The organism is Stutzerimonas stutzeri SDM-LAC (genome assembly GCF_000235745.1).
GTDB lineage: Bacteria > Pseudomonadota > Gammaproteobacteria > Pseudomonadales > Pseudomonadaceae > Stutzerimonas > Stutzerimonas stutzeri_H.
In genome coordinates this window covers 41,734-66,173 of record NZ_AGSX01000010.1, presented here as the reverse complement: position 1 = coordinate 66,173, position 24,440 = coordinate 41,734, and the positions used below count along the sequence as shown (strand labels likewise).

General features: G+C 58.4%; 22 protein-coding genes. 10 read left to right on the top strand and 12 right to left on the bottom strand.

What is annotated here, in order from left to right; all coding sequences use genetic code 11:
- Window positions 1-104: 104 nt before the first annotated feature.
- Window positions 105-1,088, top strand: coding sequence for a response regulator (locus tag PSTU_RS0101030; RefSeq protein WP_019339189.1), 984 nt, complete (start codon window positions 105-107; stop codon window positions 1,086-1,088).
- A 2-nt stretch (window positions 1,089-1,090) separates the two neighbouring features.
- The gene (locus tag PSTU_RS0101025) at window positions 1,091-2,044 is read left to right on the top strand and encodes a sensor domain-containing diguanylate cyclase (protein WP_019339188.1); all 954 of its coding nucleotides are present in this window, start codon (window positions 1,091-1,093) and stop codon (window positions 2,042-2,044) included.
- On the opposite strand, the gene PSTU_RS0101020 is transcribed toward PSTU_RS0101025, so the two are convergent.
- The 6 genes from PSTU_RS0101020 to PSTU_RS0100995 all read right to left on the bottom strand — a co-directional run bounded on the left by PSTU_RS0101020 (window position 2,041) and on the right by PSTU_RS0100995 (window position 6,606).
- Window positions 2,041-3,156 carry a DNA topoisomerase IB gene (locus PSTU_RS0101020; protein WP_019339187.1) on the bottom strand — a complete coding sequence of 372 codons (1,116 nt, stop codon included), beginning with the start codon at window positions 3,154-3,156 and terminating at the stop codon, window positions 2,041-2,043. The genes PSTU_RS0101025 and PSTU_RS0101020 overlap by 4 nt on opposite strands.
- A gap of 121 nt (window positions 3,157-3,277) precedes the next feature.
- On the bottom strand, window positions 3,278-3,442 hold the full coding sequence (locus PSTU_RS21805) for a hypothetical protein (protein WP_019339186.1): 165 nt from the start codon (window positions 3,440-3,442) through the stop codon (window positions 3,278-3,280).
- Between the two features lie 142 nt (window positions 3,443-3,584).
- Complete coding sequence (locus tag PSTU_RS0101010) at window positions 3,585-3,872, bottom strand: hypothetical protein (RefSeq protein ID WP_019339185.1); 288 nt, start codon at window positions 3,870-3,872, stop codon at window positions 3,585-3,587.
- Window positions 3,873-3,896: 24 nt separating this feature from the next.
- Window positions 3,897-4,178 carry a hypothetical protein gene (locus PSTU_RS0101005; RefSeq protein ID WP_019339184.1) on the bottom strand — a complete coding sequence of 94 codons (282 nt, stop codon included), beginning with the start codon at window positions 4,176-4,178 and terminating at the stop codon, window positions 3,897-3,899.
- Window positions 4,179-4,329: 151 nt separating this feature from the next.
- Window positions 4,330-4,599, bottom strand: a complete 270-nt coding sequence (locus PSTU_RS0101000) for a hypothetical protein (RefSeq protein WP_019339183.1) — start codon at window positions 4,597-4,599, stop codon at window positions 4,330-4,332.
- 372 nt (window positions 4,600-4,971) lie between these two features.
- Window positions 4,972-6,606 carry a methyl-accepting chemotaxis protein gene (locus PSTU_RS0100995; RefSeq protein WP_019339182.1) on the bottom strand — a complete coding sequence of 545 codons (1,635 nt, stop codon included), beginning with the start codon at window positions 6,604-6,606 and terminating at the stop codon, window positions 4,972-4,974.
- A gap of 280 nt (window positions 6,607-6,886) precedes the next feature.
- Here PSTU_RS0100995 and PSTU_RS0100990 point away from each other — a divergent pair, with 280 nt between their 5' ends.
- The 3 genes from PSTU_RS0100990 (at window position 6,887) to PSTU_RS0100980 (ending at window position 9,505) form a co-directional block, all read left to right on the top strand.
- Window positions 6,887-7,717 carry an undecaprenyl-diphosphate phosphatase gene (locus PSTU_RS0100990; RefSeq protein ID WP_019339181.1) on the top strand — a complete coding sequence of 277 codons (831 nt, stop codon included), beginning with the start codon at window positions 6,887-6,889 and terminating at the stop codon, window positions 7,715-7,717.
- Window positions 7,718-7,749: 32 nt separating this feature from the next.
- Window positions 7,750-8,724 (top strand): alpha/beta fold hydrolase, encoded by a 975-nt coding sequence (locus PSTU_RS0100985; RefSeq protein ID WP_019339180.1) that lies wholly within the window; start codon window positions 7,750-7,752, stop codon window positions 8,722-8,724.
- Window positions 8,725-8,791: 67 nt separating this feature from the next.
- Window positions 8,792-9,505, top strand: a complete 714-nt coding sequence (locus tag PSTU_RS0100980) for a DUF1294 domain-containing protein (protein ID WP_019339179.1) — start codon at window positions 8,792-8,794, stop codon at window positions 9,503-9,505.
- 64 nt (window positions 9,506-9,569) lie between these two features.
- Here PSTU_RS0100980 and PSTU_RS0100975 read toward each other — a convergent pair whose 3' ends face one another.
- Entirely contained in the window at window positions 9,570-11,156 is a 1,587-nt protein-coding gene (locus PSTU_RS0100975; RefSeq protein WP_019339178.1) for an ABC-F family ATPase, read from the bottom strand.
- 324 nt (window positions 11,157-11,480) lie between these two features.
- A complete protein-coding gene (gene acnB / locus PSTU_RS0100970; protein WP_019339177.1) occupies window positions 11,481-14,090 on the bottom strand; it encodes a bifunctional aconitate hydratase 2/2-methylisocitrate dehydratase in 2,610 nt (869 codons plus the stop codon).
- A gap of 403 nt (window positions 14,091-14,493) precedes the next feature.
- On the opposite strand from acnB, the gene PSTU_RS0100965 reads away from it, so the two are divergent.
- The gene (locus PSTU_RS0100965) at window positions 14,494-14,979 is read left to right on the top strand and encodes a DUF1289 domain-containing protein (protein WP_029404546.1); all 486 of its coding nucleotides are present in this window, start codon (window positions 14,494-14,496) and stop codon (window positions 14,977-14,979) included.
- A 6-nt stretch (window positions 14,980-14,985) separates the two neighbouring features.
- Here the strand turns inward: PSTU_RS0100965 and PSTU_RS0100960 are convergent, their stop codons facing one another.
- Window positions 14,986-15,849, bottom strand: coding sequence for a universal stress protein (locus PSTU_RS0100960; RefSeq protein WP_019339175.1), 864 nt, complete (start codon window positions 15,847-15,849; stop codon window positions 14,986-14,988).
- Window positions 15,850-16,022: 173 nt separating this feature from the next.
- On the opposite strand from PSTU_RS0100960, the gene PSTU_RS0100955 reads away from it, so the two are divergent.
- Window positions 16,023-16,628, top strand: a complete 606-nt coding sequence (locus tag PSTU_RS0100955; RefSeq protein WP_019339174.1) for a tRNA-(ms[2]io[6]A)-hydroxylase — start codon at window positions 16,023-16,025, stop codon at window positions 16,626-16,628.
- Window positions 16,629-16,632: 4 nt separating this feature from the next.
- Here the strand turns inward: PSTU_RS0100955 and lpxH are convergent, their stop codons facing one another.
- Both lpxH and PSTU_RS0100945 read right to left on the bottom strand, forming a co-directional pair.
- Window positions 16,633-17,355: a UDP-2,3-diacylglucosamine diphosphatase gene (gene lpxH, locus PSTU_RS0100950; RefSeq protein ID WP_019339173.1), complete on the bottom strand. Its 723-nt coding sequence runs from the start codon at window positions 17,353-17,355 to the stop codon at window positions 16,633-16,635.
- 5 nt (window positions 17,356-17,360) lie between these two features.
- Window positions 17,361-17,855, bottom strand: coding sequence for a peptidylprolyl isomerase (locus PSTU_RS0100945; protein WP_019339172.1), 495 nt, complete (start codon window positions 17,853-17,855; stop codon window positions 17,361-17,363).
- A gap of 185 nt (window positions 17,856-18,040) precedes the next feature.
- On the opposite strand from PSTU_RS0100945, the gene PSTU_RS0100940 reads away from it, so the two are divergent.
- Entirely contained in the window at window positions 18,041-19,711 is a 1,671-nt protein-coding gene (locus tag PSTU_RS0100940; protein WP_019339171.1) for a glutamine--tRNA ligase/YqeY domain fusion protein, read from the top strand.
- The gene (cysS, locus tag PSTU_RS0100935) at window positions 19,711-21,096 is read left to right on the top strand and encodes a cysteine--tRNA ligase (protein WP_019339170.1); all 1,386 of its coding nucleotides are present in this window, start codon (window positions 19,711-19,713) and stop codon (window positions 21,094-21,096) included. The genes PSTU_RS0100940 and cysS overlap by 1 nt, the downstream gene beginning before the upstream one ends.
- 159 nt (window positions 21,097-21,255) lie before the next feature.
- Here cysS and PSTU_RS0100930 read toward each other — a convergent pair whose 3' ends face one another.
- The gene (locus PSTU_RS0100930) at window positions 21,256-23,127 is read right to left on the bottom strand and encodes a sigma-54-dependent Fis family transcriptional regulator (RefSeq protein ID WP_019339169.1); all 1,872 of its coding nucleotides are present in this window, start codon (window positions 23,125-23,127) and stop codon (window positions 21,256-21,258) included.
- A gap of 220 nt (window positions 23,128-23,347) precedes the next feature.
- On the opposite strand from PSTU_RS0100930, the gene PSTU_RS0100925 reads away from it, so the two are divergent.
- Window positions 23,348-24,430: an ABC transporter ATP-binding protein gene (locus tag PSTU_RS0100925; RefSeq protein WP_019339168.1), complete on the top strand. Its 1,083-nt coding sequence runs from the start codon at window positions 23,348-23,350 to the stop codon at window positions 24,428-24,430.
- The last annotated feature ends 10 nt before the right edge of the window (window positions 24,431-24,440 follow it).

Genomic DNA, 24,440 nt, shown 5'->3' with positions numbered 1-24,440 from the left:
TCGATGGCATAACGCCACTATTGTCTCGCGTCCTCCCCACGGCGCTCGTTTGCTGAGATAAGCTGTCCAGGTTCCAGAGGCCTGGCTAAGTGAGCGAGCGCTGCATGTCTGCCGTTTCCCTTTTGATTTGCGATGATTCGAGCCTGGCGCGCAAGCAATTGCTGCGCGCGCTGCCGGCTGAATGGCCGCTGGATATTTGTCAGGCTGCCAGCGGTCGCGAGGCGCTTGAAAGAATTCGCGAAGGCGACATCGACCTCTTGTTGCTTGATCTGACCATGCCAGACATGGACGGCTACGAGCTTCTGGCCGTTCTTCGCGACGAGCAGCTGGCGTGCAAGGTCATCGTGATTTCGGCGGACGTCCAGGAAGAGGCAGTGCGCCGGGTGCTGGAGCTGGGAGCGCTGGCGTTCATTCGCAAGCCCGCCGATCCCACGCATTTGCAACAGACCCTTGCGGGCCTCGGGGTGGTCGGCAGCCAACTGCCAGCGCTCGGAGAACGAAACGCAGGGCCGATCGCGTTTCGTGACGCCTTTCGCGAGGTGGTCAACGTTGCGATGGGGCGCGCGGCGGCATTGCTTGCCAAGGTGTTAGGCGTATTCGTTCAACTGCCCATCCCGAATGTGAATATTCTCGAAGTCGGCGAGCTGCACATGGCCCTGGCCGATGCGGCTCAAGGCGACAAACTGTCGGCGGTGTGCCAGGGTTATATCGGCGGCGGCATTGCCGGCGAGGCGCTGCTGATTTTCCATGACTCTGAGATTGCCGATATGGCGCGTTTGATGCGCGCCGATGATTACCTCGAACTGGAAATGCTGCTGGACCTGTCCAGTCTGCTGATCAGCGCATGCCTGAGCGGCATTGCAGACCAGATCGACGTGGTTTTTTCGCAGGGGCACCCACAGGTGCTGGGCCAGCATGCCTCGATCGACGAGCTTATTCGTGTGAACCGAAAACGCTGGAAAAATACGCTGGCGGTGGAAATCAGCTACAGCCTGGAAGGTCATGACGTTCATTTCGACCTGCTCTTACTGTTCACTGAAGATTCGGTTGAGCTGCTGTCTCGCAAACTTGCCCACCTGATGAACTGAGCATGTCCGACTCAATCAATCTAAGCGAATTTCACTGGCTGCTGGCAATCGTCCAGAGTATCGACGTGGGTGTGGTGGTGCTCGATCGCGAATACCGCATCGATGTATGGAACACTTTCATGGAAAACCGCTCCGGACGGCTGCCGGAAGAGGCGCGCAAGAAATCCTTCTTCGAGCTGTTTCCAGAAGTCGATGAGCAATGGTTTCGGCGCAAGGTGGAAAGTGTCGCAACGCTCGGGACGCCGTCGTTCACCATATGGGAACAGCGGCCCTACCTGTTGCGGTTCAAGAACTACCAGCCAATAACCGGGCTGGAAGATTTCATGTACCAGAACACCACCTTGATGCCTTTGAAGGCCCTCAACGGCAGCATCGAACAAATCTGCCTGATCATCTATGACGTCACCGATGTGGCGACCAACCGTCGTCAGTTGCAGGCGGCGAATCAGGAACTGCAGCGTCTTTCCAGCACCGACCGGCTGACCGGCTTGTTCAACCGGGGCCATTGGGAGGAGATGCTGCGTCAGGACTATGCGCGGCATTGTCGCTATGAGCGCAACGCAGCGCTGGTGATGTTCGACATTGACCACTTCAAGAAGATTAACGACAGCTACGGCCATCAGGCCGGTGATGCCGTGATTCAGCAGACCGCCGAACTTGTTTGCCAGTGCATGCGCGACGCAGATATTGCCGGACGTTACGGCGGGGAAGAGTTCGTGGTGCTACTACCGGACACTGATAGCGAGGGCGCTCTGACCTTTGCCGAACGGTTGCGGCAAACCATCGAAGCACATGAGGTCGTCCACGACGGGCACAGCATTCGCTTCACCGTCAGTTTGGGGATCGCGGACCTTAGCGAGTCCACCAGCGGCTATGCGCAATTGATCGAGCGCGCCGACAACGCCCTGTACGCATCGAAAGCTGCAGGTCGAAATCAGGTCACCCTGTATCGCTAGGAAGATGCGGAAGATGCAGTGCGGGCGCTCAGGAACTTCAGCAAGGTGACTTCTTCACTGCTCATCCACTTTCGCTTTCTTGCCTTGCCCAGTTTCGCCAGCTCGCCAGCGGCGAAGGCATCAAGCACGCCGGGATGGACGTAGCACTGTCGGCACACGGCGGGCGTATTGCCGAGCTGGCGAGACACCTGCGCGATCACTTCGACCAGATTGCGTCGCGCCACGGTCTCCGGTTGCCATTCACGTTTGCGCAGATAGTCAAGTGCCAGGGCGCTGCCTGCCCAGGTTCGATAGTCCTTGGCGGTGAAGTCGCCCCCGGTCATCTCCTGGATGAATTCATTGACGTCGCTGGAGCTCACTGGATGACGCACACCTTCTTCGTCCAGATATTGAAACAGATGCTGGCCGGGCAGCTCCATACAGCGGCGGACGATGCGTGCCAGCCGCTGGTTCCTTAGCGTCACGCGGTGCTCTACACCGCTTTTGCCGCGGAATTGAAAGCGGATCGAGGCGCCCCGGACATCGACATGCCGGGTTCGTAGAGTGGTTAGCCCGTAGGAACGGTTTTCCTTTGCATAGCGCGAGTTCCCGACACGAATCAACGTCGATTCGAGCAACTGCACCAGCAGCGCCATGACCTTTTCCCTTGGCATGCCGCGCAGGGTCAGTCGCTGCTGCAAGCGTTCGCGCATACGCGGCAGGGCCGTTCCAAATGCCAGAACACGTTCGTACTTGTTGTTGTCGCGGATTTCCCGCCAGCGAGGGTGATAGCGATATTGCTTGCGGCCGCGGGCATCTCGTCCCGTCGCCTGCATATGGCCTTGTGGGTCCGGGCAGATCCAGACCTCGGAATAAGCGGGCGGAATGGCCAGTTTGTTGATCCGCGCTATTTCCTGTGCATCACGGATACGCTCGCCAGACGGCAGGAAATAAGCGAACTTGCCTCTAAGTTTTCGGCGACTGATGCCTGGCCCATGATCGTCCACATAGTGAAGATCGGTTGGAAGCTCGGGGCACAGGGCGGTGCCGGTGTCCGGCTGCTCATCCGCCGGTAGCGGGCGGCTACCCTCCGCCAACAGCACAACCGTCTCACCGCCCTGATCGATCAACATACGCGCTCCTCACCGAACTACAACGCAGCCCTGCGAGGCCTGGCTGCATCATTGCCTCGAAGTGAGTACAGACAGGCCGCTCTTGATGGGCTATAGCGTCTCGCAGGACGCGGACGCGGATTCAGTCATCGCTTTCCTTGCTGTTACGCATCAACAGCCGTATTGCAGCTACCAGCTCGTCAATAGCTTCTCGGTAGATGGCTGGGTCCGCCTTTTTTTCGGCGTGATCAGCATGCCGTCGCGCAGTGTCCAGATGGTCGTTTATCGAGGAATAGTCACCGATCATGTAAGCGCTCCTGGGTTTGATGGAACAGGACGAACTGTGCTGACACAGCCACAGTGCGTGTCTCAATAAGAGACCGGTGCAAACGAAAGGGGTTCGGGCCGCATTTTTTTTCACCTACTGTCCGTGTTGCAGGAACTGGAGGTCAGCCGGTAATGCCGGGCTGCGCGGGCAGGGACCACGCGCTCAACTGCACGCCATCCCTGCTCAGCTGGAGCCGGGCGCTCTCCAGCACGCCTGCGAGGTGAGCAGGGTCCGCATACTGGGACCGCGCGATGTGTGAAATCGACAGGGCTTCGGCACCCGCTGCGTTGAGGACGCGCAGCGAGAAGCTGCTGTCGTCGCGATCGGCCCGAGTGACTGCGTGGCAAGGCAAGAACGCCATCTCGCTGATGCGCCTGGCTTCATCTATTGAAAGGCGTTGTGCAGTCATCATCATGCTCCGCCGTGAAGATGTTTATTTCTCAGCTGCGACCTCGAAAACCAGGTTGATTCCATCACCGCTGCCGTCTCCGATAACTGAGCCCTGAATGGGTCTATGAGTCACCTGACGGCCTTTGTAGAAATCGCTCAGTCGCCGCTGCGCCACTTCGCAGACGTGCGTGATCAGCCCGGTGGACTGCGTATCGCGAGCAATGATGAACTTCAAAGTAATGCAGTGGCTCTGGGCGCCCTCGGGCAAGTCGGCTAATCCGCTGCTGTGCCATTGATCGTTGACGTAGGCTTCTGCACCTTTCATGGGAGCGCTCCTTTGTTTATTCGCTTATTGCTGGGACCGTTAAACAACTGAATGGGTCCGTTTGCCAGCAGAGCCAGTCTTGGTGGCCAAGCGAAACGCAAAGAAAAAGGCCCGGCGCTTGCGCAACCGGGCCTTATGTTGAAGGAGTGCGTTATTCAGGCATCTGCCAAGGGGCGAGATGCATACCCTGACGACTAAGATCGGCGCGCGCCTGCTCCAGGGAGTGACCGAGCTTGACCGGGTCGGAGTAGACATTGCTCGCCAATTTGCAATGGCCTACCGTGCGCGATTCGCTGCCATCCAGGACCGTTATGCTGAGTTCGCCATTGCCTTCGAGCAGCGTCCAGGCGACGCACTGGAACGGCTTGAATGCGCGGTCAGTGATAAGGAGGGCGTCGTTAAAGCGAAGCGGGCTGTTCATCAGGCATGTCTCTCTGTGTGATAACCAAAAATCGGATTTAAGCCTGCCGCCAGGCTGCCGGCGTTGGCCTTACATATCCATTGATGTACACAGAGGACTGTTAAGTCACAGGGTTGTTTCGTGTTTTGTTGTTTTTTTTGCAATTAGCCAAAGGTCTAGCATTAGTTGCAACTTCGATGCTCGGCTTAATCTCGCGCTAACTATCTGTTTTTTGTACGATTTACCGAGTGGGTACGGTGAAAACTCTGCTAGAACTCACCACGTTGCGCCATCGAAGCTGTGGCGAAAAGCCGCAACCGGTGCGGAGAAGAAAAACGGCCAGACCCGGGTTGGATCTGGCCGTTGTGTACACGTTTTGCCGGCAAAGCTTAGTTAGACTTTGAATTGCTTGAGCAGACGATTCAATTGTTCGGCCAGCTCGCCGAGCCGCTCTCCCGCCGCGCTGGACTGTTCTGCCGCCCGGGTGCTTTGCTGTGCCAATCCAGCTGCCTGGGTGACGTTCTGGTTAATGTCTTCGACGACGTGCGTTTGTTGCAATGTCGCGCTGGCTATCGATGCGTTCAATCCCGACAGATTGCGCAGCGCCTGAGCGATCTGACCAAGGCTGGCCCCGGCCTGACTCGCTTGTTCCACGGTGGCTTGGGACGCTCGACTGCTTTCCATGATCACCGTGACTGCCGCGCCTGAATTCTTCTGCAGACGCTCGATCATGGTGTGAATTTCGGCCGTTGAGGTCTGGGTGCGCTGCGCAAGCAGGCGAACCTCGTCAGCCACCACTGCGAAGCCACGACCCTGCTCGCCAGCACGGGCTGCCTCGATTGCCGCGTTCAGCGCGAGGAGGTTGGTTTGATCGGCGATGGAACCGATAACCTCGAGCACCGATCCGATCTTCGTGGTCTCGTCCGCTAACGACTGGATGACTCCCACAGCTTCGTTAATGGTGGTTGAGAGCTGATCGATCTGCTGCAAACTGGCTTCAATATTCCGTTGACCCAAGCCCGCCTGTTGCTCCGCATCGCCGACTTCGTTCGAAGCGTGCTCGGCGTTCTTTGCCACTTCCTGAACCGCGTAGGTCACCTCGTTGACGGCGGTGGCAACCAGCTCCATCTGCTGCGACTGCTGCTGACTTTGCTTGTGTGCCTGTCCGGCCAGCGCGCCGAGTGCGCTCGATGAGGTCTCCAGAGCGCCGGAGGTCTCGAACAGTTGCCCGATCACTGTGCGGAGCTTTTGAGTGAATGTGTTGAAGTCGCGGCTAAGCGTGGTCAGCTCGTCGTTACCCGAGACGTCGAGGTTGCGTGTCAGGTCAGCTTCGCCGCTGGCGATGTTGGCCATGGCCTGCATGGAGTGACGCAGCGGCTGGATGATGCTGCGGATGAGAATGGCGACCAGAACAGCCATCAGAGCAGCTACGGCCAAACCGATGAGCGAAAAACGTACCAGATAATTCTGAAATTCCGCCTCGACATCGTCAACGTAGATGCCTGAACCGATGATCCAGCCCCAGGGTTTGAATAGCTCGACATAGGAAATCTTCGGCACCGGGTCTTTTTCTCCGGGCTTCGCCCATTGATAGTCAACCAGCCCGGCACCTTTGAGTTGAGCGACCTTCACCATTTCATTGAACAGTGCTTTGCCGTTCGGATCTTTGACCTTGGAGAGGTCCTGACCTTCAAGCTCCGGCTTCATAGGATGCATAACCATGACCGGCTGCATGTCGTTGATCCAGAAATAATCGTTCTGGCCATAGCGAATCAAGCGAACCTGGTCCATCGCAGCTTTCTGCGCCTCAGCGGTTGTCATGCTTCCGCTGGCTTCGAGCTGCTGATAGTAGATGAGCACTCCTCGCGCCGTCTCGACGATGTTCTGCGTCATCACCTGTTTGCCTTTGTACAGGTCGATACGAACCTGCTGGATCATCAACAAGCCAAGCACAAAGAGCATCGCAACTGCGACCAGAGGAATCAGCCAGAGGCGCTTACTGATTGGGAGGTTTCTTAGCAGATTCATGGGGTTGTAAGCTCCTGTTGATGCGTTTTGTTCTTTATTATTCAAATAGGCAGTGCAGCGCGACGACATGGTCCGCCTTGCAAAACCAAGTACAACAGTGGCTGTTGGCCATGGCTTATGAATAGCGTTTCGGCAGTTGTTGGAAAAAGATGAGGGTGGCCACGTCTGCCCAATGAATTTACTTGTCTCAAACGAGTCAGAACAGCGCTCAGATGGCTATCTGACATATACCTTTGTTGCATATTCAGTCGCGGTGAGTTGCGCCGCTAATGGGGATCGGATGGACCTTTGGCTTGCCTTTCAGGCGTTGCTTCTCGGGGTGGTGGAAGGCATTACGGAATTTCTGCCGATTTCCAGTACCGGGCACCAGATCATCGTCGCCGACCTGATCGGCTTCGGCGGCGAAAGAGCATTGGCTTTCAATATCATCATTCAGCTAGGTGCCATCCTGGCCGTCGTCTGGGAATATCGAGGCAAGATATTTGACGTGGTGGTCGGTCTGCCGAAGGAGAAGCAGGCTCAGAAATTCACCGGGAATCTGCTGGTCGCGTTCTTTCCTGCGGTAGTGCTCGGCGTTGCGTTCGCTGACGTTATTCATGAGTACCTGTTCAACCCGATCACGGTTGCAACAGCGCTGGTGATTGGCGGTGTGGTAATGCTCTGGGCAGAAAAGCGGCGGCATGCAGTGCACGCCGAAACGGTCGACGACATGCACTGGACCCAGGCGCTTAAAGTCGGTTTCGCCCAATGCCTTGCCCTGATCCCGGGCACATCGCGTTCCGGCGCTACCATTATCGGAGGGCTATTGTTTGGCCTATCGCGTAAGGCCGCCACTGAGTTTTCGTTCTTTCTGGCCATGCCAACGATGGTCGGCGCCGCGGTGTACTCCGGCTACAAGTATCGCGACCTCTTCCAGCCGGCCGATTTGCCAGTCTTCGCCATCGGATTCGTTACGTCCTTCATTTTCGCGATGCTGGCGGTCAAAGCCTTGCTTAAATTTATAGGCAACCATAGCTATGCGGCATTTGCCTGGTATCGGATCATCTTCGGCATCATCATCCTTGCGACCTGGCAGTTCAGCCTGATCGACTGGACTACCGCGGCAGGCTGAACGCTCAGAGCAGATAGCCAAGGAGCGACTACGTGTACCCATTCGAACACCAGCTTTTAACGGTCAATGGCATCACCCTCAGCCTCTACAGCGCCGGTCCAGTCGGAGGGCCGATAGTCTGGCTGCTGCACGGGTTTCCGGAAAGCTGGTTTTCGTGGCGGCATCAGATCCGGATGCTAGCGGATGCCGGCTATCGAGTGATGAGCCCTGAAATGCGCGGTTACGGGCAGAGCAGTGCGCCGGACGACGTCGCCAGCTACGACTTGATTACCGTATGCGGTGATATACAGGCCGCGATGGACCTGCTTGGCCAGACCTCGGTTGCGGTAGTCGGCCACGATTGGGGCGCACCGGTCGCCTGGCATCTGGCTTTGCTCGAGCCGCAGCGCGTCAAGGTGGTCGCTGCCATGGCGGTACCCTACGGAGGTCGCCCGAAAAGGCCTGCGATCGAGATCATCCGCAGCCAGTTCGCTAATCGGTTCAACTACATCCTTTACTTCCAGCAGCCTGGTGTTGCTGAGACCGAATTAGATCAGGACATTCCGCGCACGTTGCGGATGATGATGCACAACACGTCGGCATCGGTTCCCAGGGACTTCTTCCTACAGGACAAACCGGTCGGCAGCTCGCTCTATCAAGGCATGCGAGATCCCGGCGCGCCGCCAGCCTGGTGCGATTCTGACGCGTTCGCCGTCTACCTCGCTACGTTCGAGGGGCGCGGCTTTCGTGGCGCACTGAATTGGTACCGCAATTTCGAGCGTAACTGGGCGCGCACCGCGCCGTTGGCCGAGCGCAAGGTGGAGCAGCCCGCGCTTTTCCTGCTGGGCGACAAGGACCCGGTCGGCACCCTGGAAGCACATACCCTGCAGAAGATGCCCAGCTGGGTGCCCGACCTCGAGCAGTACCTGATTGAAGACTGCGGCCATTGGATACAGGGCGAGCAGCCTGGGGAGGTCAACAAACTGCTTGTCGATTTTCTCGAGCGCCGCTACATCCCAACCCGATAACGGCTTGCTGCTCGCAGGTCCGAAGGTAAGCGTCTAGAATCCCCGGTTTTTCGCTGGGCCACTTGCTATGGAATCGCGCGGTCAGCTGAAAAGCTGGAACGATCAGAAGGGATTCGGTTTCATTCGACCGGAGCAGGGCGGTGAGGAAATCTTCGCGCATATCTCGGCCATGCGCGGCACTCGCCGTCCAGTGCAGGGTGACCCGGTTCTCTATATCTGCGAACGGGACGAGAAGGGGCGCTTGCGCGCCGCGCATATTCGCCTGGATGGGGGACTGTCTTTAGACGAGCCAAGCATCGGACGAAAGCCGCCAGTCGTAGCGATCCAGTCCGCGAAGACCAAAACCTCCCAAGCACGCACTAAGCCTGAAGTGCGGCCTCGGAGCCGCGGTTCGATAAAACGGGCACTACCAAAGCTCTTGGGTCTCGTCCTGCTCGGTCTGCTGCCAGCGCTCGGGCTTTTTCGTCTGGCGGAGCAGGGCGCTTACTGGCCGCTCTATGCCTATCTATCGGCCAGCCTGTTGGCCTTTGGGCTCTACCTGCACGACAAGCGCAGCGCACTGCGTAGCGGCTGGCGTATACCCGAGGCGCGTCTGCATCTGGTTGAGCTATTTGGGGGCTGGCCGGGGGCGTTGATCGCTCAGCAAATGCTACGTCACAAGACGCGCAAGCTTTCGTTCCAGCTGGTGTTCTGGCTGATCGTTTTGGCCCACCAGGCTGTGTGGCTGGACTATCTGTATCTCCAGAGGCTGCATCAGTTCCTGCGGTATCCGAGCGCATAAAACCAAACGCAGCAGACACAAAAACGCCCCGGTTGAACGGGGCGCTTTGTCAGATCGAATTGCCTTAGATCACACCGAGGCTGCGCAGGTAGTCATCGTAGGTACCGCTGAAGTCGGTCACACCTGAATCCGACAGCTCGATAATGCGGGTCGCTAGCGAGCCGACAAATTCCCGGTCGTGGCTGACGAAGATCAGCGTTCCCGGGTAATTCTCCAGTGCAAGGTTCAGCGCCTCGATCGATTCCATGTCGAGGTGGTTGGTCGGTTCGTCCATCAGCAGCACGTTGGGCTTTTTCAGGATCAGTTTGCCGAACAGCATGCGGCCCTGTTCACCACCTGATATCACCCGGACGGATTTCAGAATCTCGTCGTTGGAGAACAGCATGCGACCCAGCGTGCCGCGGACGACCTGCTCACCCCCTTGCGTCCACTGACCCATCCAGTCGAACAGCGTGACATCGTCCTCGAAATCATCAGCGTGATCCTGGGCGTAGTAGCCGAGCTCGGCGCTCTCGGTCCACTTTACCGAACCCGCGTCGGGCTGCAGTTCGCCAACCAGCGTGCGCAGCAGGGTGGTCTTGCCGATGCCGTTGGGCCCGATGATGGCTACGCGCTCGCCGGCCTCGACGGTAAAGCTGAAGTTCTTGAACAGCGTTTTGCCGTCGAAGCCCTTCGCGACGTTCTCCACAGTGACTGCCTGGCGGTGCAGCTTCTTTGTTTGCTCGAAGCGGATGAACGGGCTGACACGGCTGGATGGCTTGACCTCAGCCAGCTGGATCTTGTCGATCTGCTTGGCTCGCGAGGTTGCCTGCTTGGCCTTCGAGGCGTTGGCTGAAAAGCGGCTGACGAAGGTTTGCAGTTCGGCGATCTGTGCCTTCTTCTTGGCGTTGTCGGCCAACAGTTGTTCGCGCGATTGAGTGGCCGCGGTCATGTATTCGTCGTAGTTGCCCGGGAACAGCCGCAGCTCGCCGTAGTCGAGGTCGGCCATGTGCGTGCACACGCTGTTCAGGAAGTGCCGGTCGTGGGAAATGATGATCATGGTGCTGTTACGCGCCGTGAGGATGTTTTCCAGCCAGCGGATGGTGTTGATGTCCAGGTGGTTGGTTGGCTCATCGAGCAGCAACACTTCCGGATCGGAAAACAACGCCTGGGCCAGCAGTACGCGCAGTTTCCAGCCCGGCGCCACCTCGCTCATCGGCCCAAAGTGCTGTTCGAGCGGGATACCCAGGCCCAGCAGCAGCTCGCCGGCGCGCGATTCGGCGGTATAGCCGTCCATCTCCGCGAACTCTGTTTCCAGTTCCGCCACCGCCATGCCGTCTTCTTCGCTCATTTCCGGTAGCGAGTAGATACGCTCGCGCTCGGCCTTGACCTTCCATAGCGCCTCATGGCCCATGATCACCGTGTCGATGACGTTGAAGTCTTCGTAGGCGAACTGATCCTGCCGCAGCTTGCCCAGGCGCACGTTGGGCTCGAGCATGACCTGACCGGCGGACGGCTCCAGGTCGCCACCGAGGATTTTCATGAAGGTCGACTTGCCGCAGCCGTTGGCGCCGATCAGGCCGTAGCGATTGCCATTGCCAAACTTGACGGAAACGTTTTCAAACAGCGGCTTGGCGCCAAACTGCATGGTGATGTTAGCTGTAGAAATCAAGAACGCTATCTCGCGGGTTTCAGAGTGTTAGGTTTCGGCTTGTGCATGTTTGGCGCAAACGTCGTTGCTCGTTTGCCCAAAGCCCTACCGCATTGATCTGGTGGGCGTACGTTGGCGGCAGCATTCGTGCGCAGGAGGCCGAGCTGTTGGGATCAAGGTAGGGGTTCATGCCAGACAATGCCGCCATTGTCGCATAGCTGCGCCGGCAGTTGTATGAGATCCGCAAAAGCAAGCGCCCCGAACCAGTCGGGGCGCTTGCTCATCTACTGCTGCATCGTCAGGCCGTTCTATCCAGCCTGCAAGGCGAGCGTTGTCACGGGTCCATCAAACAGCATTCACCTCGATCTTTGCCTTCGCCGCGGATTCGCGGAACTCAGCAATCTGATCGAAGCTCAGGTAGCGGTAGACATCAGCTGCCATGGTATCGATCTGAGCGGCGTAGACCATGTACTCCTCGACGGTCGGCAGACGGCCAAGAATCGAAGCAACTGCTGCCAGTTCGGCAGAAGCCAGGTACACGTTGGTCGCGTCGCCGAGGCGGTTAGGGAAGTTACGGGTCGAGGTGGAAACGACTGTCGAGCCGGTTTCAACACGTGCCTGGTTACCCATGCACAGCGAGCAGCCTGGCATCTCCAGTCGTGCGCCGGCGCGACCGTAAATACCGTAATAGCCTTCCTCGGTCAGCTGATGCTGGTCCATCTTGGTCGGAGGCGACAGCCACAGGCGCGTAGGCAGGGAGCCTTCGACTTTGTCCAGCAGCTTGCCGGCGGCGCGGAAGTGACCAATGTTTGTCATGCACGAACCGATGAACACTTCGTCAATCTTCTCGCCTTGGACGGTCGAGAGCAGGCGAGCGTCGTCCGGGTCGTTCGGTGCACAGAGCACAGGCTCAGTGACTTCGGACAGGTCGATCTCGATGATCTCGGCGTATTCGGCGTCCGCATCGGCAGCCAGCAGTTCCGGCTTGGCCAACCAGGCTTCCATGGCCTGTGCGCGGCGCTCCAGCGTACGAGCATCGCCGTAGCCTTCGCTGATCATCCAGCGCAGCAGGGTGATGTTCGACTGCAGGTATTCGGCAATTGCCGCTTCCGGCAGCTTGATCGTGCAGCCAGCAGCAGAGCGCTCTGCCGAGGCGTCGGACAGCTCGAACGCTTGCTCGACGGTCAGTTCATTCAGACCTTCGATCTCGAGAATGCGGCCAGAGAAGATGTTCTTCTTGCCTTTTTTCTCGACGGTCAGCAGGCCTTTCTGGATGGCGTAGTAAGGGATTGCATGAACCAGATCGCGCAGGGTGATGCCAGGTTGCATCTTGCCCTTGAAGCGAACCAGTACCGATTCCGGCATATCCAGCGGCATTACGCCGGTAGCGGCAGCGAAGGCAACCAGGCCGGAACCGGCCGGGAACGAGATGCCCATCGGGAAGCGGGTGTGCGAGTCACCGCCGGTACCAACTGTGTCCGGCAGCAGCATGCGGTTCAGCCAGCTGTGGATGATGCCGTCACCAGGACGCAGGGAAACACCGCCGCGGGTCATGATGAAGTCCGGCAGCGTGTGGTGGGTGGTGACGTCGATCGGCTTCGGATAAGCCGCGGTGTGGCAGAAGGACTGCATCACCAGGTCAGCCGAGAAGCCCAGGCAAGCCAGGTCCTTCAGCTCGTCGCGAGTCATCGGGCCAGTAGTGTCCTGGGAACCGACAGTGGTCATCTTCGGCTCGCAGTAGGTGCCCGGACGCACGCCTTTGCCTTCCGGCAGACCGCAGGCGCGGCCGACCATCTTCTGCGCAAGAGTAAAGCCCTTGTTGCTCTCTGCCGGTGCTTCTGGCTTTTTGAACAGATCGGACGGACCCATGCCCAGTTCGGCACGTGCTTTTTCGGTCAGGCCGCGACCGATGATCAGAGGAATACGGCCGCCAGCGCGCACTTCGTCGAGCAGGACGTCGGTTTTCAGCTGGAAAGTGGTGACCACTTCATCGCTGCCATGACGACGGACTTCGCCTTTGTATGGGTAGACGTCGATCACGTCGCCCATGGCCAGGTCGGAGCAATCGAACTCGATTGGCAGGGCGCCGGCGTCTTCCATGGTGTTGTAGAAGATCGGAGCGATCTTGGTGCCGAAGCAGAAACCACCGGCACGCTTGTTCGGTACGTTGGGAATGTCATCACCAAAGAACCACAGCACGGAGTTTGTAGCGGATTTACGCGAGGAGCCGGTACCGACTACGTCACCCACGTAGGCGATTGGGAAGCCTTTTGTCGTCAGCTCTTGCATCTGCTTGAGCGGACCAACCGAACCAGGAACGTCGGGGTTGATGCCGTCGCGCGCCATTTTCAGCATGGCCAGGGCATGCAGTGGGATATCCGGGCGCGACCAGGCGTCAGGCGCCGGGGACAGATCGTCGGTGTTGGTTTCGCCAGTGACCTTGAATACGGTCAGAGTGACTTTCTCGGCGACCGGTGCGCGATTCTTGAACCACTCGCCGTCGGCCCAGGACTGCAGAACAGATTTGGCGTTGGCATTGCCAGCTTTGGCTTTTTCCGCCACGTCGTGAAACGCATCGAACATCAGCAGCGTGTGCTTTAGCTCTTTTGCGGTGGTGTCAGAGAGCTCCGGGTTGTCCAGAAGGTCAACCAGCGTGACGATGTTGTAACCGCCCTGCATAGTGCCCAGCAGCTCTACAGCGTGTTGCTTGCTGATCAGCGGAGAGGCGGCTTCACCCTTGGCGATGGCTGCCAGGAAACCGGCCTTGACGTAGGCAGCTTCATCGACGCCCGCCGGAACACGGTTGGTGATCAGGTCGAGAAGAAACTGTTCTTCGCCGGCTGGCGGGTTTTTCAGAAGTTCGACCAGGCCTGCGGTCTGCTCGGCGTTCAGCGGCTGGGGCACGACGCCCTGGGCGGCACGCTCTTCTACGTGTTTGCGATAGGCTTCAAGCACAGTTATATACCCTCATCATTGGTCCCTTGGGTGTCTCGGGACGCGCATCCGGAAGCTGTTTTCAAAGTTTTACGCCGGTTTGAAAGCCGGGGCGCAGGTTAGAGGGATCTGCGCGCCCGGTGGAGTAGCCGGTCAACTGTGCTCGTGACGCTTTGAAAACAGCTTCTTGCGGATTGTGGCGCCTAAAACGGCGGGCTGATTCTACTGGAACGGGTTCGCAAAGTTAAGTGAAACGCCCGGCTTCGCCAGTGGCGCGGCTGATAGGGAACACCTGGCGCTTTCGGCTGAGGCCCGTAATCCGTGGGCTGTGCGGCTTTTTATCGAACGGCTGGTATGGATTGGTCAGTGACCGGGCTTGGACAAAAGTCTAAGATGCGGCGCTGTCCATTGATCCATCGCACCCATGTCGAATCAGCGAATCAAAACCCCTTGCGTAGGCCTTTGCTCCACTGTTTATGGTGATCTCGTCTGCCGTGGATGCAAACGGTTTCATCATGAAGTAGTGGACTGGAATGGCTATAGCGAAGAAGTCAAGCGCTCGGTCTGGAAGCGCCTGGAGGTATTGCTTGCGCAGGTGATGGCGGCAAAGCTGGAGGTTTTCGATGCGGCGCTGCTGCGTCGTCAGCTGGAAAATCGGCAGATTCGCTTCGTTGCGGACCAGTCGGCTTACTGTTGGGCTTATCAACTGATCGCACGCGGCGCGCGCGTTATTCAGCAGCTCGAAGCCTATGGCGTCGTGCTGCTGCCGGAGTTTCGCGATTGGTCCTTGCCTGAGCTGCGCGATGCCGTTGACCGGGAGTTCTTTCTCCTTTCTGAAGCCCATTACCAGCGTTATATCGCCCCTCAGTTTCTTCAGGGCATGACTCTAGGGACTCAACACAGCCAATAGATGGTCCTAGCGGCGAGCGACGAGCTCTTCAAGGTGGTCGATGATGTCCTCTGGCTTGAGTACCAGCACATCGCTTTCCAGCGTATCGAGCACCACTTCCGCAGTGTTGCCCATCAAGGCTCCAGAGAATCCGGTGCGGGCGACAGTGCCGATGACCGTTACGACAGCCTGAAGCTGATGACAGACGCGAGGAATCAGAGCATCGGCGGGGCCTTCCTCGACGTGTAACTGACCATCGGGAATGTCGAACTCGGTCTGAAACTGGCGGCAGGCGTTGCGGTAACGCGCCTCGATCGTTTCCTTGAGTTGAAACGCGGGATCAGCGGAGGACAGCATCGCCGACGGATGAGCGCTGATTACGTGCAATGTGCCCTCGGCAAGCGAGGCAATTTGGTATCCATGGTTGATGATGCTGGAATGAAGTGTCCGATGTTCGATGTCCGCATTGCCAACGTCTACCGCGGCCAGAATGTTGCCGCCCGTCCAGGGCGCTTCGGTTTTGACCATTAGCACCGGGCAGGGGCAGTAGCGAAGCAGCTTCCAGTCATCTGGAGTCAGCAGGGCACGCTTCAGAGGATTGTCCGCGATGTGCTGTTTGATCACCAGGCCGCAGCCTTCGGCTTGCTGAACACAGATGATGGTCTGGTGCAGGTTTTCATGCCAGGCCTGCTTAGCGGTGACGACGTGGCCCTGGTCTTCGAGCTCTTGACGCAAGCGCTCGAGGTAGCCGCTGTGGTCCTGTTTGGCGTCGCAGATCAGCAAGTGCAGCCGGGACTGGCTGACGCTGGAGATCAATCGGGCTCTTTTCAGTGCCAGGTTTTCGGAAAGTTTCGGGTCAATTACCACGAGAATACGACGTATGGCCTGCATGATCGGCTCCGTTTGGGTGATCGGACGGTTTCACTATAGACAAGGTTTCACGACAACTACTGATCCATATCAAGCAGTGCTGGCCGTTGCTCGCCGGGCTCGTATAATGCGCGGCTGCGGGTGACTTCATGCCTTTCCGCCGCTCTCATTTCCCTCATGAATACCTAGATCCGATGCTTCCTGAACTGAACGAATTCCTTGGCTGTGCGACACCTTCGACGTGGGTCGACGTTGCGTTGCAGAACCAAGACGTGATGCTGGTCGATCACGGCAACTGCGAGAAGAAGGCCGCGGGCGCGGCCTTCCAGTTGATGTTTCGCTATGTCGATAAGCCTGATTTGCAGAACAAGATGTCGAGACTGGCCAGAGAGGAACTGCGTCATTTCGAGCAGGTGCTCTCGATCATCCGCAAGCGCGGGATTGGTCTGCGCAATATTGGCTCATCCCGTTATGCGGCAGGTTTGCGAGAGTTGGTGCGCAACCACGAACCCTACCGGCTAACCGATACGCTGGTGATTGGGGCATTTATCGAAGCTCGGTCCTGCGAGCGTTTTGCCATGCTGGTGCCGCATCTGGACGAAGAGCTTGGGCGCTTTTACCACGGGCTGCTGAAATCCGAAGCGAGGCATTTTCAGGACTATCTGAAGCTGGCATATCTCTACGGAGAGGCTGCGGACATCGATGCGACTATCGTTCGCGTGCGCGAACGTGAGCGCGAACTGATCGAAAGCCCTGACAGCGAATTCCGCTTTCACAGCGGCGTACCGAGCGCCGCCTGACGGGTCAGTCCAGGTCGAACGGAGCCTGGTGAAAGCCTGACTCGTCGACTTGCAAGGCCCAGCCTTGGCGATCCCAGTCACCCAGCACGATGCGCGTAGCGGGCTGACCGTCGATTTGCATCGTATGGGTTGCGGGTCGGTGGGTATGGCCATGGACCAACAAACGAACCTTATGGCGCTGCATGATTGCTAGGACTTCGTCGGGCGTTACGTCGACGATGTCGCTGGCTTTCATGCGTGTCTCTTCCTTGCTGCTCGAACGCAGTTTCTGCGCTAACTTCTGACGCTTGGCGAGCGAAAGGTTATGCAGGATGAAGAGGCTGACCGGGTTGCGCAACCAGCGGCGCAGTCGCATGTAGCCTTCATCCCGTGTGCACAGGCTATCGCCATGCATCAGCAGTACTCGCTCGCTGCCGAGCTGGGTCACATGCGGATCGGCGAGCAGCGTGCATCCGGCCTCGCGGCAAAAAGCCTTGCCGATCATGAAGTCGCGGTTGCCGTGCATCAGATAGATACGCGTCCCGGTCTGGCTCAGGGCATGCAACGCGTGGGCGATCTCATGCTGGAAGGGTGTCATGCCGTCATCGCCGACCCAGACCTCGAAAAAATCACCGAGGATATAAAGCGCCTCGGCTTCGATTGCACGAGTCTCGAGAAAACGAAGAAACGCCCGGGTGATATCCGGGCGCTTTTCTTCAAGGTGGAGGTCGGAGATCAGCAGAATCAATGGGTTTACTCGACGATCTCAGCTTTCTCGATCACCACGTCTTCTACCGGAACGTCCTGGTGGCCCGATTTCATGGTGGTGGGTACGCCCTTGATCTTCTCAACCACGTCCATGCCTTCGACCACTTCGCCGAACACCGCGTAGCCCCATCCCTGAACGGTCGGAGCTGTGTGGTCGAGGAAGTCGTTGTCCTTGACGTTGATGAAGAACTGAGCGGACGCCGAATGCGGCTCCATAGTGCGTGCCATGGCCAGCGTGCCTGTCTTGTTGGACAGACCGTTGTTGGCTTCGTTTTTGATCTGGGCGCGGGTGGCTTTTTGCTTCATACCGGATTCGAAGCCGCCGCCCTGGATCATGAAGTTGCTGATTACACGGTGGAAGATGGTGCCATCGTAATGGCCGCTCTTCACGTATTCCTTGAAGTTGGCGGTTGTCTCCGGGGCTTTGTCTTCAAAGAGCTTGACGGTGATGACGCCGTGATTGGTATGAAGCTTGATCATTGAAATCATTCCTTAAATGAAGAAGGGAAAGTGGCGCGCTGATAACGAGAGCGAGCGTCGCAACTGAAGGGCACCGCATGGCAGGGCGCTTTGCTCTGTCAGGGGGTTGACGGGTCCGCTATGATAGGCGCTTTGATTTGGCGGGCCTACCCTGAGCCGCACACTCGCAGATCGTGAAGGACACCATGAGCAAGCCTGAGACTACCGCAGCCACCAATTTTCTCCGCCCGATCGTCCAGGCTGACCTGGAATCCGGCAAGCACGCGAAGATCGTGACGCGCTTTCCACCGGAGCCCAATGGCTACCTGCACATCGGCCATGCCAAATCCATCTGCCTGAACTTCGGTCTGGCGAAAGAGTTTGGTGGCCAGTGCAATCTCCGTTTCGACGACACCAACCCGGCAAAGGAAGACCAGGAATACATCGACGCGATCAAGAGCGATGTCCAGTGGCTCGGCTTCGAGTGGGCAGGTGAGGAGCGTTACGCCTCCAACTATTTTCCGCAGCTGCATGGCTGGGCTGTCGAGCTGATCAAGGCGGGTAAGGCTTATGTCTGCGACCTGACGCCTGAGCAGGCGCGGGAATACCGCGGCAACCTGACCGAACCGGGCAAAAACAGCCCGTTCCGTGACCGTTCGGTGGAAGAAAACCTGGATTTGTTTGCGCGCATGAAGGCCGGTGAGTTCCCGGACGGTGCCAAGGCGCTGCGTGCCAAGATCGATATGGCCTCGCCGAACATGAACCTGCGCGATCCGATTCTCTATCGGATTCGCCATGCCCATCACCATCAGACCGGCAACGACTGGTGCATTTACCCGAGCTACGACTTTACGCATGGGCAGTCGGACGCCATCGAAGGCATCACGCACTCGATCTGCACCCTCGAATTCGAAGACCACCGCCCGCTCTACGAGTGGTTCCTGGAAAACCTGCCGGTGCCGGCACGTCCACGTCAGTACGAATTTGCGCGTCTCAACCTGAACTACACAATCACCAGCAAGCGCAAGCTCAAGCAACTGGTGGATGAAAAGCACGTCGTCGGCTGGGACGACCCACGCATGTCGACGCTCAGTGGCTATCGTCGTCGTGGCTACACGCCCGCATCGATCCGTACCTTCTGCGACATGATCGGGGTCAATCGTGCCGGCGGCGTGGTGGACGTAGGCATGCTGGAGTTCGCCATTCGCGAAGATCTGGACGCCAATGCGCCGCGTGCCATGTGCGTCCTCAAACCGCTGAAAGTCGTCATCAGCAACTATCCCGCAGACCAGACGGAGATGCTTGAACTGCCTCGTCATCCGAAGCAGGACATGGGCGTGCGTCAGCTGCCGTTCTCGCGGGAAATCTATATCGACGCCACCGATTTCGAAGAAGTGCCACCAGCCGGATTCAAGCGCCTGATTCCGGGCGGCGAAGTGCGCCTGCGTGGCAGTTATGTGATTCGTGCCGATGAAGCGATCAAGGACGAGCAGGGCAACATCATCGAACTGCGCTGTTCCTACGACGAGAATACGCTGGGCAAGAACCCCGAGGGACGCAAGGTCAAGGGCGTCATCCACTGGGTGCCGGCTGCTGAGAGCGTCGAATGCGAAGTGCGTTTGTACGATCGTCTGTTCCGCTCGGCCAATCCCGAGAAGGATGAGGATGGCGGTAGCTTCCTGGACAACATCAACCCTGAGTCGCTGGTGGTGTTGAAGGGTTGCCGCGCCGAGCCGTCGTTGGCCTCGGCTGAAGCTGAGGATCGCTTCCAGTTCGAGCGCGAAGGCTATTTCTGCGTTGATCGCAAAGACAGCCGGCCCGACGCAATGGTGTTCAACCGTACCGTGACGCTGCGTGATTCCTGGGGAGGCCAGTAATGGCGCTGGCGATTTACAACACGCTGAGCAAAACCAAAGAGCCGCTCAAGCCTCTGATCGCTAATCAGGTGCGCATGTACGTTTGCGGCATGACGGTCTATGACTTCTGCCATATCGGTCATGCACGCGTCATGGTGGCGTTCGATGTCGTATCGCGCTGGTTGCGCCAGCGCGGTTACGATTTGACCTACGTGCGCAACATCACCGATGTCGACGACAAGATCATCCGTCGCGCTCAGGAAAACGGCGAAAGCTTCGAGGCCTTGACCGGGCGGATGATCGCTGCGATGCATGAGGACGAGGCGCGGCTCAACGTGCTTCGCCCCGACCTTGAGCCGCGTGCCACCGACCACATTGCCGGTATGCATGAGATGATCCAGACCCTGATCGACAAGGGTTTCGCCTACGCGCCGGGCAACGGCGACGTGTACTACCGGGTTGGGAAATTCGTCGGTTACGGCAAGCTTTCACGCCGCAAGATTGAAGACCTCAAGATTGGTGCACGCATCGAGGTCGACGAAGCCAAGCAAGATCCGCTGGATTTCGTGCTCTGGAAGGGCGCTAAGCCGGGTGAGCCGAGCTGGGAATCGCCTTGGGGAGCGGGGCGTCCGGGGTGGCACATTGAATGCTCGGTCATGTCCACCTGCTGCCTGGGCGAGACCTTCGACATCCACGGCGGTGGCCCCGATCTCGTATTTCCACATCACGAGAACGAGATCGCACAAAGCGAGGCGGCCACTGGCAAGCTCTACGCCAACGCCTGGATGCATGCCGGCGCGGTCCGCGTCGATGGTGAGAAGATGTCCAAGTCGCTGGGCAACTTCTTCACCATTCGCGAGGTGCTCGAGAAATACCAGCCGGAAGTGGTGCGCTACCTGTTGGTCTCCAGCCATTACCGCAGCCCGATCAACTATTCCGAAGACAGTTTGAAAGAAGCCAAGGGTGCTCTTGAGCGCTTCTATACCGCGCTCAGAGGACTACCTGAAGCGCCTCCCCAAGGCGGTGATACGTTCGTGGCTCGCTTCGGTGAGGCAATGGATGACGACTTCAACTCGCCCGAAGCTTGCGCGGTGCTGTTCGAAATGGCTCGTGAGATCAACCGTCTACGCGATACGGATCTGCAGGAGGCGGCCGGCCTTGCGGCACGTCTCAAGGAGCTGGCTGGCGTACTCGGTGTATTGCAGATGGACCCTGACAGCTTCCTGCAGGCCGGGGCCGACGGCAAGGTGAATGCTGCCGAGGTAGAAGCGCTGATTTCGGCGCGTCTCCAAGCCCGGGCCGACAAAAACTGGGCCGAATCCGATCGGATTCGTGACCAGTTGACGGCCATGGGCGTGGTGCTTGAAGACGGGAAGGGTGGAACGACCTGGCGTCTCGGCGAATAACCCGCACCGTCTCTTAATGGCCGCACTTCAGGCTTTCAACGCCTCAAGTGCGGCCTTTTCATATGGAATCAACGGAGCGTGATCGCCTCTCGTGTCGCCTGTTAGCTGGAAGGCCTAGTCATCAGTTTGACCGTAAGAGACCGGCTCGCTCCAGCTGGCTCATGCTGGATACAGCCCCTCGGCGCGCAGCCGCTTGTACAAGGTGTTACGGCTGACACCCAGATGCCGGGCCAAATGCGAAACGTTGCCGCGACAGGCCTCGAACTGGGCCTTGAGTGGCCCATCAGAAGGCGCTGGGAATCTCAACGTCTCTCCTGTCGACACAGACGGATTCGCTCCGTCTTGGGCAGTCAGCCCTGCGCGGGTGTCCGCGAGGAAATCATCCGGCAGATGCTCCGACCGTATCGGTTGGTCCTGAGCCAGGGCCAGCGCGACCTGCATGACGCTGGCCAACTGGCGAATATTCCCCGGCCAGGGATGGATCTCAAACAGGCGCAGCACTTCCGGACTTAAACCGGCCCACTGCTGTGGTTCTCGGTACTGCTCCCACACCCGTTGGAAAAGGGCTTGTTTGTCGAAACGGGCTCGTAGCGGTGGCAACTCGATGCTAAGACCGTTGACCCGGTAGAACAGGTCCTGGCGGAAGCGACCACACTCAACCTCTTGGCGTAGCGAACGGTTAGTCGCGCAAATCAATCGAAAGTCGACTCGATAGGGTTCACCACCGCCCAGCGGCTGGACGCTGCGTTCCTGCAGGACTCGCAACAGGCGCGCCTGCAAGCTCAGCGGCATATCCCCGATTTCGTCGAGAAACAGCACTCCACCGTCCGCTTTGCGGATGAGGCCGAGGCTGCCTTTGTGGTGTGCGCCGGTGAACGCGCCTTTCTCATAACCGAAGAGTTCGGATTCGATCAGCTCGCTGGGAATCGCTGCGCAATTTACGGCGATCAACGGGGCGCTCGACCGTGAGCTGGCTGCGTGCAGCGCTTTGACCAGTACTTCTTTGCCAACGCCCGTTTCGCCGCTCACCAGAACCGGAATGTTCTTCTCCAGCATGAGTTGAGCCTGGCGAATACCCTTATGAACCTGTGGGTCACCCTGATCAATACTCGCCAAGTCGATGGTATGTTCCTGCTTGGCCGCTGCCGTTCGAAAATCACGGGGCTGGATACGGGGTTTCTGCGGACGACGAACCAGGCCATGGAAACGATGATTGCCTGTGGTCCGCAGCAGCATCGGCTGATCTTCTGGCTGACTGAGCAGCTGCCGCAGCCCTACATCGAACAGGTTGCCAATGCGGCTACGGGTAAGCGCCAAGCCGAGTAGATTGTCTGCGCGTCGATTGGCTGAGACGATCAGCCCGGATTCGTCGAAGACCAGCAGGCCGGCCCACTGGCTGTCGAGATTGTCCTGGCCTGTATTAAAGGTCAGCTGAAAATAGTCGTCGCGAAACAGGTTGAGGATCAACCGGTTTTCAACCGACTGGCTCATCATCTTGACCATGCCCAGCGTGTGCGATGGCGGCAGATAGCTGTCGCTGGAGACATCGAGCACCGCGATCAGTTGGCGTTGCGCGTCGTAAATGGGCGACGCTGCGCCGGACAGATAACGGTTGGCCTTGAGGAAGTGCTCGTCGCGCTGAATATGCACCGCCTGCCCGCTGGCCAGTGCGGTGCCGATCGCATTGGTTCCGGTGTCTCGCTCCATCCAGCTGGCGCCTGGCTTGAACCCACGCTGCTGCGCGGGATCAACGAAGCGTCGGTCCCCCCAGGACTCGAGCAGCTGACCACCACTGTCCGCCAGCAGGATCAGGCAGCTCGAGTTCGAAAGGATGTTCTCGTAATAAGGAAGTACTTCGCGCTGCGTGGTCTGGACCAGGTTGCGCTGACGCTCCAGCAATGCGTTCACGTCCTGCTCCGCTGGATCGCCGAAGCTGGGGATGCTGAGCGGGTTTAGTCCGTAGCGTTCGCAACGGCTCCAGGAACCTTCTACCAGAGCCTGATGTGAGATGGGCTGGGCTGGGCTGGCCATGTTGCCTCTCTATCGCTGCATATTCTTGTTGTTTTGGTGTTTGCCACAGTCGGTGCCCTGAACAGTCTTGTTCATTTTTGTTCACTGTCAATGTTCACAACTGTTCATTTTGAACACTTAACAACAACGGTAGACCCACCGCACCACGCGCTAGAGGGGTTGAGCGCGGCTGGCACGGATATCGCTCTGTGTCCTTCCATAACAACTAGAAGGATGCGGCATGTCCCTCACCCTGGAACACGTCACCAAGACTGTCGATGGTCAACTGCATATCGACGACGCCAGTCTTAGCTTCGAACCCGGCTCGTTCAATGTGCTGATCGGCCGAACCCTGTCGGGCAAGACCTCGCTGATGCGGCTCATGGCGGGGCTCGACAAGCCGACTCGGGGGCGGGTTTTGATGAACGGCGCCGATGTCACCGGTGTGCCGGTGCGCAAGCGCAACGTGTCGATGGTGTACCAGCAGTTCATCAACTACCCGACGTTGACTGTCTACGAGAATATCGCTTCACCGTTGCGCCAGGCCGGTGTGGGCAAAGCGGAGATCGAGCGCAAGGTGCGCGAAACTGCCGAGATGTTGCACATCGAAGCCCTCCTGCAGAAATACCCGCTGGAACTCTCCGGGGGGCAGCAGCAACGCACCGCAATGGCTCGGGCGTTGGTTAAGGACGCCGATTTGGTCCTGTTTGACGAGCCGCTGGTGAACCTCGATTACAAATTGCGTGAAGAGCTCCGTCAGGAAATGCGCGAGCTGTTCAAGACTCGCCGCAGCATCGCCGTATACGCGACCACCGAGCCGAACGAGGCGTTGGCATTGGGCGGGACTGCAACCATCTTGCACGAAGGTCGCATCATCCAAAGCGGCCCGACCTCAGCGGTGTACCACCGCCCCAGCCAGGTGCTCAGCGCCGAGCTGTTCTCCGAACCGCCGATCAACCTGTTGCCGGGCCTGATCGCGGCGAACGAAGTCAGTTTTCAGGACTGCATGCATTTCCCGCTCAACGCTGATCTGAGCGGGTTGGACAAAGGCGAGTATCGCTTCGGAATCCGGCCCAGCCATATCGGTTTGGTGCCGTCTAACGACGATGATCTGGAAGTGTCCGGCCTGGTCGAGCTGGCGGAGATCAGCGGCTCGGAAACCTTTCTCCATGTGCGTAACGAGCACCTCAGCCTGGTGCTGCACCTGCAAGGGGTGCACGACTACCACGTCGATTCGCCGATCCGGGTCTACATCCCGTCTCACAAACTCTTCGTCTTCGATGCTTTGGGCCGTCTCGCCCAGGCGCCGGCTCGACGCGCCTGAGGAGATCGTT